Source organism: Streptomyces sp. WELS2 (assembly GCF_013870595.1).
In the GTDB taxonomy this organism is placed as follows: domain Bacteria; phylum Actinomycetota; class Actinomycetes; order Streptomycetales; family Streptomycetaceae; genus Streptomyces.
This window is the reverse complement of sequence record NZ_JACBWZ010000127.1, coordinates 1-12,062: the sequence shown is the minus strand read 5'-3', so window position 1 is coordinate 12,062 and position 12,062 is coordinate 1. Positions and strand designations below refer to the sequence as shown.

The window sequence follows — 12,062 nt, the reverse complement described above, 5'->3', positions numbered from 1 at the left end:
CTCGAACACCTCGTGCGCGTGGAACGGCCGCCCGGCCGCCAGCAGCGCCTGTGCCTCGGCGACGGTCTCCCCCGGCGCCCGCAGCACCCCCTCCGGCTGCCGGGGAACACCCTCGACGCCGTAGGGCAGGGGACGCCCCAGCCCGTCCCGGGGCCGCGCGTTCCGGGCCCGCCCGGCCGTGTCCCGGTCCCTGGCATCCGATGCCCCCGAGTTCGTCATACCGCCGATTGTGCCCCGCCGTGTTCCCCGCCGCGCCCTTGCCCCGCCCCGGCCCCCTGCTCGACCGATGTGCACGGTTTGCCCCGTCTTGTGCGGTTCCCTGTCCGGCCCTCTTCGGCGCACCCGCCGACGTGGGGTAAAGTGCTGTCCGCACGATCACGCGGGCCACCGCGAGGCAGTGCGACGGGACGTGGCGCAGCTTGGTAGCGCACTTGACTGGGGGTCAAGGGGTCGCAGGTTCAAATCCTGTCGTCCCGACTTGTGAGAGTCGCAGGTCAGGGCCGGTTTCGGAGGTTTCCGAAACCGGCCCTCGATCGTTTGTGGGGACCAGTCGGGGACCGGAGCCCTCCCGGCCGCAGATGGTGAACGGCCACTGCGGGACGAACCGTGTGTTGGCGTGGCCGGTCACGAAAAGGTTCGGGCTCTGTGGCGCCGGCATCTCCTCGAGGATCTCCGGGACCCGGACGCCGCCACCGCTGTGGCGGCATCCGAACACCCTCGGCGAAGCCTTCGCGCTCCCCGCCGCGCGGAAGGACAAGGCGCACCTCTACCCCGTGGGATCCCTCATGCGGTCCCTGGCCTACCAGGACACCGAGTGCGCCGCTCGGCACGAGGAACGGCGGCGGCAGCCGTGACCTCCGGAGAGCGGCACCGTCCGAGGAGCACTCCGCACGGCCCCGGCACGATGACGCGGCCGGCGGCGGGCAGGAGAGCACGAAGGAGCCCCACCGGTGCCGGCGATCGAAGCTGCGAGCAGGGCGCGGTGCCCTCACGCTGGAAGAGCAGTCCCGCCGTCCGCGAAGGAGATGCCCGATGGCGAAGAAACGGGACGAGGGCAGCAAGTCGAAGAAGGGCGACAGGGTGACCTGGAAGAGCCATGGCGGCCAGGCCGAGGGCGAGGTGGAGAAGAAGATCACGCAACGTACCGAGGCGGCCGGCCGTACGGTGGACGCCTCGCCGGACGAACCGCAGTACCAGGTCCGCAGCGACAAGTCCGGCGGGTCCGCGGTCCACAAGCCTTCCGCGCTGAGGAAGAAGAGGTGAGGCGGCGTGGACGAGGACGAACGCGAGGAGATCTGGGACGGCTTCCGGGACCTGGTGAACATGACACCGGCCGAACTGGACTCGTGGCTGGAGTCGGAGGAGTCCCGCGCCGCCGGGCAGCACAAAGGGGGAGGGGAGTCCACCGGCCACGCGTCCGGGCGGCGCATCACGCAGATCCTGCGGGCGAGGAAGAGCGACCTCACGGACGACGACTATCTGCACATGCGCAAGGTGGTGGGCTACATCCGCCGCCATCTGGCCCAGCGGCCGCCGGGAGACGTACGGGACACCCGGTGGCGGCACTCCCTGATGAACTGGGGCCATGATCCGCTGGCCTGACGGTCGACGGCCACGTGAGCCGGTGGCGCCCGCCACCCGGTGCCGGGCCCGGGGGATCCGGCCCGGCAGAGGGGTCTGTCAGCCGGACGGCCAGTGACGCGGGGTCGCGGTGAACATGTCCCGGACGCGGTGCGTGTGGTGGCGGATGTCCTCCTCCCGCCACCCCGACGTGTCCACCGGAGGCAGCACGGCCACGTCTCCACCGGCCGGGAACGGGGTTTGGCGTATTGCCCCGCCATCCGTCCCACGCGCACCGCGGGGGTGCCGGTGCTCATCTGCCGTACGCCCGCCAGCGCGTCGATCAGCGCCACCGTGCGCCGTACCGTTCGCGGATCCGACGCGTCCGGGTCCTCGGCGTAGTCACCCACCTGTACGACGTGCGGCTTGCCGAGCGCGCACCGCGCCAGGACACGGGGCGGAGGTTCTCGCCTCCACCGGAAGCGGACGGCGGCGTGCCGTCGTGGCGGCCGGGACCGTGCGGAGGCGTCAACCGCCCGCCGGTGACGGCCAGTCGGCCCGCGTGTGACCGAGGCGGATGCGCTGGGGATGCGGTCCGACCTCCACCGAAGCGGTCTCGCGGCCGGCGGCGAAGTCGATGGCCGGCACCCTGTACCGCCGACGGCACCGAGGTGTGCGTGGCCGGCGTGATGGACGACTGCGCCACGGTCGTCGGCCTCGCCGCCTTCCGGCACGGCCCGCTGGTCCCGGCGGCCCGGCCGTACCGGGCCGCGGTGAGCGGTACAGGCGGGTCTCGTCCGGGGGGAAGACGGAGGGGCGCACGGAGTGACGGACACGACCGACGGAACGTCCTGGAAAACGGTCAGGTGTCCTCCCGGACCCCGGGGGAGCGCCGGCCGGCAGTCGAGGCGAAGGCGCAGGCGAGACGAGCGACAGCCGGGTCGTCGTCGCGGGCCAGTCGGCGCAGGACGTCCTGCCCGATGGTCCCCGACAGTTCGATCAGCGCCTGGGCGAGACGCATCCGCGCTGCGGAGCCCGTGGCGGAAGCCGCGAGTTCGGCGCCCAGTGCCGTCGTGATCCGATCCGCGCGGTCGGGGTCCCGGGCCAGCGTTCCCAGGATCTCCGCCGCTTCGACGTCGTGTGAGCCCTCGACCACCATGGCGACGAGTGCCGGCACGGCCGCCGTCACGCCACGCCTGCCCAGCACGAGAGCGGCTTGCCCGCGCACCGTCGCGTCCGGGTCGTCCAGCGCCTCCGTGAGCACCGCGGCCGCGCCGGGGACGTCGGCCATCCCGGCGATCGCCAGCACCGCGCGCCGGACGACGGCGGGATCCTCGGAGCGCATGCCGGCGGTCAGCGCCGCCATGCCGTCGCCGTCCGATCGGGCGAGCGCCCAGCGCAGGGCGCCCGCGACATGGGGGTCGGTCTCGGCGAGGACCGCCCTGGCCAGAAGGTCGGCCGGAGCCGAGGCGCCCTCCGGCGGGGCCAGTACGGTCTGCTGTCTGCGCGCGGCGCTGGCCGAGGTGAGCCCCTGTATGAGCTCGACGAGGCGCAGGACGTCCTGCCAGCCGGCAGGCGCCGACGCGTCGATCGCGCGAAGCCGCTCCAGCAGTTCCCGTTCCCGTTCCAAGCGGTCTTCCGTCCACCGGATGAGGTCGCCGACCACGGCCGACGGCTCGAAGGCCGGGTCCTGGAGCGCGCGTCCGATCTGCTTGAGCGAGAGCCCCAGGGACCGCAGGCTTTCGACGTGGAAGATCCTGCGGACGTCTTCGGCGGAGTACTCGCGGTAGCCGCCGACGGTGCGGCCGGTCGGTCGCACCAGCCCGAGGGCGTCGTAGTGCCGCAGCATCCGGGGGCTCACGCCCGAACGGCGGGCCACCTCACCGATCAGCACCCCGTGGTCTCCGCGGTGTTCGCGGTCCCGGCGACTCCGCCCGGCCCGGTCCGCTCCGTGGTCCGGGCCACTTCCGTGACAGCCACGGCGGCGGCCCGGTCCCCGCCGAGTGCGACGACTCGTCTCGCCTCCTCGACGGCCGCGTCGAACCCCGTCTCCGGGTTGCGCCGGAGCAGTTCGGTGGCCTTGGCGTGCGTGGCCACTGCCGGATCCGGGCTCGCCGCGGCCTTCGCCAACGCGGGGTCGACCAGGTCGCCGAGCGCGACGAGGGCCCGGCTCAGGCTCAGCCGCACCTCGCGGTCCCCGCGGCCGAGCTGCGTGACGAGTTCCTCCACGAGCGCCTTCTTCTCGTGCGCGGGCACGAGGGCGACCGCGACCCGCCACGCGGTCCGCGCGACCTCGTCGTCGGGATCCCGCAGCATGGAGCGGGTGATCCAGGCCCACGCGCTCCGGTCGCCGATCTTCGAGAGCGTGTGCAGTGCCTGACCGCGGGCCTGAGCCCGCCCGGAGGCGAGCTCCAGGCGAATCCGGGGCAGGGTGACCTCCGGCGGGAGGCGGGTCAGCGCCCAGGACAGCATGTCCCGCACGAAGAAGTCCGGTTCGACCGCGCACCGCTCGACGAGCGTCTCCAGCAAGCCGGAGTCGGATGTCGAGCCGGCCGCCAGGGCCGCCTGCAGCCTGACCGAGGAGCTCTCGGCGCTCAGGGCGGCGGCGACGCCGGTATTCCGCTGGGTTCCGCTTGTCGGGTTGATCGAAACCACCTCCTGCGCCCAGGCAACACCTTGTCACAGTGTCAACGTCAAGGACGCGGAGGGTTCCCGCGCGGGAGACCGGGGCCCGCTCGTGTACGGCGGCGGCTCCGGGGCCGTCCTGGATGCCGGGGCCACGCGCGGACCGGTCGGCTCCGGGGCCGGTCCGGTCCGCGCGCGGCAACGACATCTCGCGCCCTGCCGGAACGGGCGGTGCGGAGGTCACGCGGCGGACGGGCCGTCCCCGCCTCAGGTCACTCCGCCAGGGGCAGGCACTCGGTGAGCAGGGCGACGATGTCGCGCCAAGCTCGCTCCGCGTGCCGTGGGTGGTAGCCGACGCCGGGGCGCACGGTGTGGTCGACCGGTGGGTGGTGGAAGGCGTGCAAGGCGCCGCCGTAGACGACGAGGCGCCAGTCGACGCCCGCAGCCTCCATCTCGGCGGTGAACGCGTCCCGTTGCGCGGGCGGCATGATCGGGTCCAGGGAGCCGACCCCGGCCCACACGGGGCAGTGGATGCGCGCCGCCTCGCCCGGCCGGCCCGTGGTCAGTGCGTTGACCGTCGCGATCGCGCGCAGGCCGACGCCGTCGCGCCCGAGTTCCAGCGCGATGGCGCCCCCGGTGCCGTAGCCGACGGCGGCGATCCGGTCCGGGTCGGTGCGTGGCTCGGCGCGGAGCACGTCGAGCGCCGCGTGGCCGATGCCTCGCATCCGGTCGGGGTCGGCGAGCAGCGGCATGCAACGCGCCAGCATCTCCTCGGGGTCGCTCAGGTAGCGTCCGCCGTGGAGGTCGAAGGCCAGGGCCGTGTATCCCAGCTCGGCGAGCGCCTCGGCCCGGTGGCGCTCGACGTCGCTGAGTCCCGTCCCTTCGGGCCCGACCAGGACCGCGGGCCGGCGGCCGGTACCGGCCGGGAGCGCGAGGTGCCCGGTCATCGTCAGGCCGTCGGCCGCGTATTCGATCGTGCGCGTCGTAACCGTCGTCATGAGCCTGGACTGTAATGATCGTCGAGCCGGGTCGGGCCGGTGTTCTGCGGCCGGCAGAAGGCTCAACCGCCGGCTTGGCGGCGGATGTCCGCGGCCAGCGCCGCGTAGACGTACTCGCTGCCCCAGCGGTCCCCGTCGAGGTCGTTCTCGACCAGGTGTGCCTCCCGGCGCATCCCGAGGCGCTCACAGACCCGCACAGAGCCGGTGTTCTCCACGTCCAGCCGTGCGTAGACCCGGTGCACGCCCAGCGTGTCGAAGGCGAACCGGGCCAGCGTCTCGGCCGCCTCCGTCGCATAGCCGTGTCCCTGGTGACGTGGGTCGAGAGTCCAGCCGATCTCGGCCTGGGCGGCGTGGGCACTGGCCAGGGTGAGCGTCACCTCGCCGAGGAGGCGGGGCTCGCCGTGCCGGCACACGGCAAGCGCCAGCTTGTCCCCGTCGGCGCGCCAGACCGAGTGCGCCGCGCGCTCGGCCGCGACCTGCGCACTGTGCTCCCGCGTGTGCGCCGGCCGGTACAAGTAGCGCGCCACGCTCGGCAGGCTCTGGTAGGCGTACAGGTCGTCGGCGTCGCCGGGGGTGAACAGACGCAGCGTCAACCGGGGCGTGGTCAACGGCAGCAGCGGGGTGACGTCCATACGGGCCTCCGGCATGCGGATGTGGATCAAGTGGCGTACCTGATCGTCGCATCACGGCCGGCGGGCGGCCACGCCTTTTACGGCGGCGCCCGACAGCCCCGTTCAGGATCGGGGCGGAGTGCAACTGCCTATCCTGGCAAGGTCGTTGAGGCGAGGGAGGCGGGCTTGCGGTACTACCTGTACGTGTCCGAGGCGAAGGTGGGGATGCTGCACGCGCAGATTCCGCGGAAGCGGCTGTCGGGGCTGGCGGCGGAGGCGAAGGTGGATCTGAAGGTCGCCGGGGTGTCCGTGCAGCGGCCCGCGCGTGAGGACGCCGGGCCGTACGAGCGGCTGGATGCGGTGGAGGAGTTCCTGGAGCGGGAGTACGCCGTCGGATGGATGTCGTCGGGGGCCGAGGGGGAGACGGAGGCCGGTTCCTGGTTCCGGGGCGAGGCGGGGCTCAGGGTGTCGTGGAACGGGATGGCCGAGGGGCCCGTGCTGATGTCGGGGACGGCGGGGGACACGCTGGTCGCGCTGGTGGGGTCGGTGCACCATCTGGTGGGGCACGGCGCGGCGGCGGACCGGCGGGTGGGGCATTCGTGGCTGCCGTCCCTGTACCCGTTGCTGCTGGACGCCTCGCGGGCGGAGGCGGGCGGGGCGCCGGTGGCGCGGCCGGGGAACGGGGTGCTGCACGACGTGGCGAAGATGTGCGACCGGCCGGCCGGGCCGGCGATGCCGTGCGAGTTCCTGGCGCGGGAGCTGCTGCGCGGCAGGGTGACCGACGAGACGGGGCTGCGGCGGGAGGTGGTGGTCGGGACGCCGTTGTACGTGGCCCTGCCGGAGGAGCGGCCGGGCGGATGAGGGCACAGGCGCCGCGCGTTCCGTGACGGGAGGGGGCGCCGCAGGACCGTGTGGTCCGACGAGCCCGCGGTGGGCGGTGGCCGCGGGCTCGCGGGCCGGTCAGGGGCGGCTCTCGTCCGTCCAGATCCGGCTGCTGAGGTCCGTACCGCGCAGCACCTGCACCCGCCACGGATCGATGCGCAGCACATGGTATTTCGGGTCGGCCGGACCGCCGCTCCAGAAGTTGTACGGGTCGTACCCGACGCCGGCCGGACTTCCCTTCTGGTACAGATTCCAGGCGTAGGTCCTGGTCTCCATGTCCTCGGCCCAGGTGGAGACGCTGTCGATGAATACGGCGTTCTGCCGGGGATTCCAGTACGAGTACGTCGTGTGGGGATTGTTCGCCAGGTGCGCCACCTTCACCGGCGTCTTGTACGCGGCGAGCCAGCCCACCGGCTTGCCGTCGACGACTTCCCAGATGGGCAGCAGGACACGGGCCCTGGGACGGGACTTCTTGTCCACCGTGATCATGGTGCAGTAACGGATGTCACTGATGTACTCGAAGAACTTGTCGGCGATCTCGGAAAACGAGTCGACCTTGGTCGCCATGACGACGGCTCCTATCTCTGTTCATTCAACTCCGGCAAGCTTGCCCGGAGTTTTCCGGGTGCGGAAGAAGGCACTTTGAAGTGACCGACTGACCCCTGCCATACCGTCCGTTCAGACGTTCCACGCGCCGGCCGCCGCGGCCCGTGCGGCGAACTCCGTGAAATCGCGCGGCTCGCGTCCGAGCACGCGTCGTACGGTGTCCGTGGGAACGGAGTTCTTGTCGTCCCGGATCTGGCCGACGAGGTCGGCGACGAAGCGCGCGTAGTCCGCGGGCACGTCGTACCCCACGAGCTCGTCGACGTACTCCTCGTGGCCGACCGGGACGTAGCGGATCTCCCGTCCGGAGGCCTTCGTTATCTCCCGCGCGGCCTCGGCGAGGGTGAGCGCGCGCGGTCCGCTCAGTTCGTACGTCTGTCCCGCGTGGCCGTCCTCCAGGAGCGCCGCCGCGGCCACGGCCGCCACGTCGTCGGCGTCCACGAAGGGCTCCCTGCCGTCGCCGGCGGGCAGCCGCAGCTCGCCCGCGAGGACGCCGTCGAGCAGCACGCCCTCGTCGAAGTTCTGGTTGAACCAGTTGGGCCGCAGCACGGTCCACTCGGCACCCGACTCCTGGACCGCGCGCTCGCCGGCGATCAGGGACTTGCCGCCCACCGGCTCGGTCACCCGGGCCTGGAGCAGCACCAGCCGGCGCACCCCCGACTCCACGGCGAGCTTGGCGAGTTCACGGATGTGGGCCTCGGCGTCCCAGGCCCCCGGCTTGTCCTGCATGTCGACCAGGTAGGCGGCCTGGGCGCCGGTGAGCGCGGGCTCCCACGTGGAGCGGTCGTCCCAGTCGAAGCGCACGTCGCCGCTGCGGCTCGCGGCCCGCACGTGGGCGCCGCGTTCACGCAGCAGGCCCGTCAGGCGGCGGCCGGTCTTGCCGGTGCCGCCCAGGACGAGGACGGTCGGAGCGCTGTCGCCGGTGTTCTTGCTCATCGCTTTCTCCCGGGGTGTTCGCGTACGGACATGACATGGCCGTGCCCGGGACGCCCGCCCCGTCGGGGACGAGCGGCCCGGGCACAGGGGAACTCAGTGCGACGGCCCGAGGGCCGGGCGGATCACAGGAAGGGGGTGTCGGGGGCCAGGCCGAGAAGGGCGCGGCCGTGCACCTCCATGTTGGTGTTGAACGCGTACAGCGCGTGCAGGGCGAGGCCGCGCACATCGCGGTGGAAGCGCTGGAAGGGGACGTCCCGCATGATGACGGAGGCCCCGCTGGCCTCGTAGAGCCCGTCGACGGCCTCCTTGGCCAGCTGGACCGCGAAGGCGGCCCGGCCGCGGACCTCGGCCCGCTCCGCCACGGAGGGCTGGGTGCCGGCGTCGGCGTGCGTCTGCAGGAGCGTCAGCCAGCCCTCCTGGAGCGCCTCCGCCGCGGCGATCTTGTTGGCGGCGGTGGCGGCCTGGATCTGGGTGACCGGCGACTGGCTCTGGTCGGTCCAGGAGGTGTAGGTGATGCCACGTCCCGGCAGCCGGTCCAGGAACAGCTCCAGCGCGCCCTTGGCCATGCCGAGGAACACGGCCGCGCCGTGCGCCATGATCAGCGGGACCAGCGCGTAGTTGCTGCCGGTGGCACCGGTGTTGGAGCGGTCGCCGGTGGATCCGGTGAGCATCTCCATCAGGCTGACCACGCGGTGGGCGGGCACGGTCACGTTCGCGGCGGTCACGCTGGAGCTGCCGGTGCCGGCCGCGGCGGCGGCGTGCCAGTCGTCGGCGATGGTGATGTCGGAGACCGGGACGAGGGCCGCGTGCGGGACGGGGGTGCCGTCCGGGCCTTCCAGCAGGGCGGCGAGGACGGCCCACTGGGCGCCGCGGCAGCCGGTCAGCCACTTCCAGGTGCCGTTCAGGGTGTAGCCGCCGTCCTCGGCGGGGGTGAGGGTGCCCGACGGGGTGAAGCCCGTGGAGACCCGGGCGGAGCCGCCCGTGAACACCTCCTCCTGGGTACGGTCCGGGAACTGGCTGACGATCCAGACGCTGCCGAGCCAGATCATCGACACCCAGCCGGTGGCCGTGTCGGCGCGGGCTATCTCGGTGAGGACCCGGGCCTGGTCGGCGACCGGGGCCTCCAGACCGCCGAAGCGGCGCGGCACGGTCAGCCGGTAGACGCCGGCCTTCTCCAGCAGATCGACGTTCGCCTCCGGGATCCAGCGGCGTGCCTCGGCCTCGGGTCCGCTGTCCCGAAGCGTCGCGGCCAGGCTCGTCACCTCGTCGAGCACCGAAGCGACGGCGCTGTCCGTCGTAGTCATGCTGCCTCCTGAGCAGTCTCGTCCGTCTGGGGTGGGGGGAGCCCTCGGGTCCGGTCCGTGCGGTACGACGGCCCGGCGCCGGGGGCGGCCCCCGCGAAGGCGTGGAAAAGCGTGTCCTTCCCGCCGGGCGTATTTCCCGGGGAAGCTCGCGTGACTTCATTCTTCCCCAGGGGCGGTCACACCCCGGTAATCGAGAAGTCTCCGGTAATCCCCGCCGGTGAAACAGCCGGTCCGGCGGAAACATCCCCGAATATCCGGCGGGAAAAGAGAACGGGCCGGCGGGCCCGTACCGGAATGCGCCGGACACCTCGGTCCGCGCACAAAGGCGCCGCCCTGGCCCGATGGGGGTTCGGCCAGGGCGGCGCGGTACGGGGACCGGGTGTCCGGTCGCTGTGGGTGCTACGGGTGCTACGGGTGCCGGCTAGACCTCGACGGAGGCGGGCGTGGGTGCGCCGGTCACGTCGTCCGCGCGCTTGCGCAGGCCGAAGGTGCTGATCAGCGTGGCACCGAGCGCGGCGACCAGCGGCACGATCAGGGCCGCCTTGTAGCCGTCGAGGAGCTCGCCGGGCGAGGAGCCGTCGGTGGCCGCGATGTTGACGGCGGCGGCCGCGGACAGACCGATCGCGGCGCCGAACTGGAAGCTGGTGTACAGCAGACCGCCGGCGACGCCCTGCTCCTCCTCCTCGATGCCCTCGGTGCCGGCGATGGTGAGCGGGCCGTACGTGAGGGAGAAGGCCAGGCCCAGCACGAGCAGGCTCGGGAACATCAGCGCGTAGGTCCAGTCGACCTGTAGCGGCAGCATCAGGGCGTACGCCAGGGAGGCCAGCACCAGTCCGCCGAAGATGACCCGGGCGTTGCCGAACTTGTCGACCAGCTTGGGCGTGAGCGTCGGCGAGAGCACCGTGTCGATGCCGATCACGATCATCGCGAAGCTGGTCTGCAGGGTCGACCAGCCGCGCAGTTCCTGAAGGTAGAGCGTGACGATGAACTGGAAGCCGAAGAATCCGCCGGAGAAGAGCAGCGCGGCCAGGTTGGCGCGGACCAGTCCGCCGTGCCGGAAGAGGCCGAGCCGCACCAGCGGTGCCGACGACTTGCGCTCGACGACGGTGAACGCGATGAACAGCACGAGGCTGACGGCGACCGTGCCGGCCGTCCAGATCGCGTCGACGTGCGTGGCGCGCTCGACGGCGAACACCAGCAGCAGGATCGCGCCGGTCACGGTGATGGCGCCGGCGAGGTCCACGGGCTGGCCCTGCCGGTCGGGGCGGGGGGACTTGGGGATGAGGGCGACGGCGGCGAGCAGGATGACCGCCGAGAGGATGACCGGGGCGAAGAACACCCACCGCCAGCTGACCGCGGTGAGCAGACCGCCGATGACCAGGCCGATGGAGAAGCCGCCGGCGGCGGTGCCGGAGTAGACCAGCAGGGCCTTGTTGCGCTGGGAGCCCTCCTCGAAGCTGGTGGTGATGATCGACAGGCCGGCCGGGGCCATGAAGGCCGCGGCGATACCGGTCACGAACCGGGCGACGAGCAGCATCCAGCCCTCGGTCGCCAGTCCGCCCAGGCCTGAGAACAGCAGGAACACCACCAGCCAGAACACGAACATCTGGCGCCGGCCGAAGAGGTCCGCCGCCCGGCCGCCGAGCAGCATGAACCCGCCGTAGCCGAGGACGTACGCGCTCATGACCCACTGCAGCGTGCCGGTGGACATCCCGAGGTCGTCACGGATCGACGGGAGGGCCACATTGAGCATGGCCACGTCGATGCCCTCCAGGAAGATCGCGCCGCACAGCACGAACAGCACGCCCCAAGCGCGCCCGCTCATGCGATCGGTGTCGCCGCCCGATGGGGATTGCACTGTGGACACTGAGGTTCTCCTTGAGAAAGTCTGAGGGACGGACGCGGGAAAATCCGCGGAGCCCGGACATGGATGAGAGAAACCGAGGGAAAGGGCTCGATTCCACGGGTGCGCACCCCGGTTACGCGAGAGCCTGCCGGTTCCCACTTGTAACTGTCGGAATCATGGGGCAAGCTGAGGCCTCATGGAAGAAGGCACTTTAAAGTCACCGAGGCACTGCTCGGGTACCGAGGACTACAACATCCTTCAGTGGGACGTCCGCGAGGGGTGCGAGGTCCGCCAGATCCTGGACCGCGTCGCCGACAAGTGGTCGCTTCTGGTCATCGCGCTGCTGGAGAACCGCAGCCTGCGCTTCAACCAGCTGCGCCACAGCATCGAGGGCATCAGCCAGCGGATGCTGACGGTGACGTTGCGCCAGCTGGAGCGGGACGGGCTGGTGCGCCGCACCGTCCATCCGGTGGTGCCGCCCCGGGTGGACTACGAACTGACGCCGCTGGGCGTGACGCTGCACGACACGATCCAGGCGCTGGTGGACTGGACGGAGCAGCATCAGGAGGAGATCGCGATGGCCCGCGCCGAGTACGACCGGCGCACCGAGTTCAGTGAGGAGGCGTCCTGAGGACAGGCGGCTTTCGGGCGCGCGGTGACCGGGCCGGTCACGGGGTGCGGCGCGGCAGGGGGGCCT

Annotated in this window: 13 protein-coding genes, 1 tRNA gene and 1 pseudogene; 5 read left to right on the top strand and 10 right to left on the bottom strand. The window is 72.0% G+C overall.

The window, feature by feature from the left end; translation table 11 throughout:
* Window positions 1–219: pseudogene (locus H5J33_RS11055) on the bottom strand (DUF309 domain-containing protein); the annotation flags it as partial.
* Between the two features lie 184 nt (window positions 220–403).
* Here H5J33_RS11055 and H5J33_RS11050 point away from each other — a divergent pair.
* From H5J33_RS11050 to H5J33_RS11040, 3 genes are all read left to right on the top strand, one after another.
* Window positions 404–477: transfer RNA gene (locus H5J33_RS11050), tRNA-Pro, on the top strand.
* Window positions 478–1,032: 555 nt separating this feature from the next.
* Window positions 1,033–1,263 carry a DUF2945 domain-containing protein gene (locus H5J33_RS11045; RefSeq protein WP_181794719.1) on the top strand — a complete coding sequence of 77 codons (231 nt, stop codon included), beginning with the start codon at window positions 1,033–1,035 and terminating at the stop codon, window positions 1,261–1,263.
* Between the two features lie 6 nt (window positions 1,264–1,269).
* Complete coding sequence (locus H5J33_RS11040) at window positions 1,270–1,602, top strand: DUF3140 domain-containing protein (protein ID WP_181794718.1); 333 nt, start codon at window positions 1,270–1,272, stop codon at window positions 1,600–1,602.
* Here H5J33_RS11040 and H5J33_RS38330 read toward each other — a convergent pair.
* The 5 genes from H5J33_RS38330 to H5J33_RS11015 all read right to left on the bottom strand — a co-directional run bounded on the left by H5J33_RS38330 (window position 1,503) and on the right by H5J33_RS11015 (window position 5,815).
* Entirely contained in the window at window positions 1,503–2,294 is a 792-nt protein-coding gene (locus H5J33_RS38330; protein WP_309485376.1) for a 3-deoxy-7-phosphoheptulonate synthase, read from the bottom strand. The genes H5J33_RS11040 and H5J33_RS38330 overlap by 100 nt on opposite strands.
* A gap of 128 nt (window positions 2,295–2,422) precedes the next feature.
* On the bottom strand, window positions 2,423–3,454 hold the full coding sequence (locus H5J33_RS11030) for a MerR family transcriptional regulator (protein WP_181794717.1): 1,032 nt from the start codon (window positions 3,452–3,454) through the stop codon (window positions 2,423–2,425).
* The gene (locus tag H5J33_RS11025) at window positions 3,448–4,215 is read right to left on the bottom strand and encodes a HEAT repeat domain-containing protein (RefSeq protein ID WP_399552806.1); all 768 of its coding nucleotides are present in this window, start codon (window positions 4,213–4,215) and stop codon (window positions 3,448–3,450) included. The genes H5J33_RS11030 and H5J33_RS11025 overlap by 7 nt, the downstream gene beginning before the upstream one ends.
* A 242-nt stretch (window positions 4,216–4,457) precedes the next feature.
* The gene (locus H5J33_RS11020) at window positions 4,458–5,183 is read right to left on the bottom strand and encodes a dienelactone hydrolase family protein (RefSeq protein ID WP_181794716.1); all 726 of its coding nucleotides are present in this window, start codon (window positions 5,181–5,183) and stop codon (window positions 4,458–4,460) included.
* A 62-nt stretch (window positions 5,184–5,245) separates the two neighbouring features.
* Window positions 5,246–5,815, bottom strand: coding sequence for a GNAT family N-acetyltransferase (locus H5J33_RS11015; protein WP_181794720.1), 570 nt, complete (start codon window positions 5,813–5,815; stop codon window positions 5,246–5,248).
* Between the two features lie 165 nt (window positions 5,816–5,980).
* On the opposite strand from H5J33_RS11015, the gene H5J33_RS11010 reads away from it, so the two are divergent.
* Window positions 5,981–6,655 carry a DUF7019 family protein gene (locus H5J33_RS11010; protein ID WP_181794715.1) on the top strand — a complete coding sequence of 225 codons (675 nt, stop codon included), beginning with the start codon at window positions 5,981–5,983 and terminating at the stop codon, window positions 6,653–6,655.
* Between the two features lie 99 nt (window positions 6,656–6,754).
* Here the strand turns inward: H5J33_RS11010 and H5J33_RS11005 are convergent, their stop codons facing one another.
* The 4 genes from H5J33_RS11005 to H5J33_RS10990 all read right to left on the bottom strand — a co-directional run bounded on the left by H5J33_RS11005 (window position 6,755) and on the right by H5J33_RS10990 (window position 11,344).
* Window positions 6,755–7,243, bottom strand: coding sequence for a pyridoxamine 5'-phosphate oxidase family protein (locus tag H5J33_RS11005; protein ID WP_181794714.1), 489 nt, complete (start codon window positions 7,241–7,243; stop codon window positions 6,755–6,757).
* Between the two features lie 111 nt (window positions 7,244–7,354).
* On the bottom strand, window positions 7,355–8,215 hold the full coding sequence (locus tag H5J33_RS11000) for an NAD(P)H-binding protein (protein ID WP_181794713.1): 861 nt from the start codon (window positions 8,213–8,215) through the stop codon (window positions 7,355–7,357).
* Between the two features lie 122 nt (window positions 8,216–8,337).
* Window positions 8,338–9,519 (bottom strand): acyl-CoA dehydrogenase family protein, encoded by a 1,182-nt coding sequence (locus tag H5J33_RS10995; RefSeq protein ID WP_181794712.1) that lies wholly within the window; start codon window positions 9,517–9,519, stop codon window positions 8,338–8,340.
* 421 nt (window positions 9,520–9,940) lie between these two features.
* Window positions 9,941–11,344 carry an MFS transporter gene (locus tag H5J33_RS10990; protein ID WP_181794711.1) on the bottom strand — a complete coding sequence of 468 codons (1,404 nt, stop codon included), beginning with the start codon at window positions 11,342–11,344 and terminating at the stop codon, window positions 9,941–9,943.
* A 217-nt stretch (window positions 11,345–11,561) separates the two neighbouring features.
* Here H5J33_RS10990 and H5J33_RS10985 point away from each other — a divergent pair, with 217 nt between their 5' ends.
* Window positions 11,562–11,996 carry a helix-turn-helix domain-containing protein gene (locus H5J33_RS10985; RefSeq protein ID WP_181794710.1) on the top strand — a complete coding sequence of 145 codons (435 nt, stop codon included), beginning with the start codon at window positions 11,562–11,564 and terminating at the stop codon, window positions 11,994–11,996.
* Window positions 11,997–12,062: the final 66 nt, after the last annotated feature.